The following is a 1,455-nucleotide window of genomic DNA, read 5'->3' as shown; positions in this document are numbered from 1 at the left end:
GAATTAAACTTCATCTTTTGTAGCGTAACGAAGTAAATTTTAGCTTTTTTTCTAAAGCCTAGACTTTTTTTGTTACTTTTTTGTGTCATGACAAAAAAGTAAACGGAGACTGACAGTCTACAAAACAATTTTAAAACTAAATCAATAAATCATATTGAAGTTTCAATATGATTTATTGACCTCTTCCATAGTCATCCTGCACCCTCACAATATCATCCTCATCCGAAGGATGCAAACAGTCCGTATGCTGCCAAAATTCAGCCACCACACCCCAATCATCCAATCCAATCAATCGATGTCTTTCACCCTGACGCAAAATGATTTCATCTCCAACACTAAGTGAATGAATTTCACCTTCTGCATCGGTATCACTGATCATCACAGCGACTTTACCCTCAACAACTCGCCAGCGTTCCGCCCTGCGGTGATGATACTGCCAAGACAAACGGGCTCCAGATTTAACCACCAATATCTTCGGACTCAATTTACCTGCAATACGCAGTCCTTCCACAGAAAGACCATTAAAAAACCGATTGGCAAATTGCTGTGCTTGTGATTCTTCAATCACAAAAAAACCACCCCAAGGTCTATTAAAATCATAACTATCAATCACAAACCCCTCAGACTCCAAATCCAATAAAATCTTTTCAAAAATTGTTTTTTCCATAAAATCTAATGAAATAAAAAGAAAATCTACATTATCATCTCGTATAATCTCTTAAAGCATGGTGTAAAGATTCCACAAACAAACTGATCGAATTAATACTTTAATAGATAAAGAACATTTAGCTTCGACGATTCGTATAACATCTAAAATCTTCTTTTGAAGCCCCAGAAATATTGATCAAGAAAGCCAAAGCTCTAGGATCAAGGGTACGAAGCTGCATAGCAGTTTGTAGAATATTTTGGAATGGATAAAGATGCGTTAAAACAATCCAATCTTGTAAAAGCCCATATTCCAAAACCCGCTGAACCACCTGCCCCTGAGGCTGATCCAAACTGATCTTATTTCTATCAAAATCCCAAAACAAATGATCAGAAAAATCAGCAACCGTATATTTCACTAAAGCAGACATGTATAATTATGAATAAAGAATATTGAATAATCAACGAAAAAACCACCCCAAAAATTGCCCTATCACCCATACAATCTACCACTAAAAAAAACGACCAGAAAGATTCTTCGTCGCAAATAATAACCTACGGTTATTAATGCTCCTCAGAATGACAGAATAACTAAAGGTTGAGCCAACGAAGAGGATTGGCTTTGCCAATCCTCTTCGCCCTTATCAATCCCGGCCTTAGAAAAAAAGCGCGTGTCTGCCGTTAGGCAGGTTAAGAAATTTACATAGTGAAGCGCTTGTCTGCCGCTAGGCAGGTTAAGCAAAAGATGATGCTGGGATATAACCAAAAGCTGAAGCACAGCTTCGTTTAATCATTGAACAAATGCTTGGA

General features: G+C 37.4%; 2 protein-coding genes. Both read right to left on the bottom strand.

Annotated elements, in window-relative coordinates:
• Window positions 1-172: 172 nt before the first annotated feature.
• Window positions 173-667: a hypothetical protein gene (locus ACTIEV_RS15470; protein WP_439516814.1), complete on the bottom strand. Its 495-nt coding sequence runs from the start codon at window positions 665-667 to the stop codon at window positions 173-175.
• Between the two features lie 118 nt (window positions 668-785).
• Window positions 786-1,076 (bottom strand): DUF6922 domain-containing protein, encoded by a 291-nt coding sequence (locus ACTIEV_RS15465; protein WP_439516813.1) that lies wholly within the window; start codon window positions 1,074-1,076, stop codon window positions 786-788.
• Window positions 1,077-1,455 lie beyond the last annotated feature (379 nt).

Origin of the sequence: Sediminibacterium sp. (assembly GCF_051861365.1) — a bacterium.
In the GTDB taxonomy this organism is placed as follows: Bacteria; Bacteroidota; Bacteroidia; order Chitinophagales; family Chitinophagaceae; genus Sediminibacterium.
The sequence above is the reverse complement of the archived record's forward strand: the minus strand, read 5'-3'. Positions and strand labels throughout refer to the sequence as shown.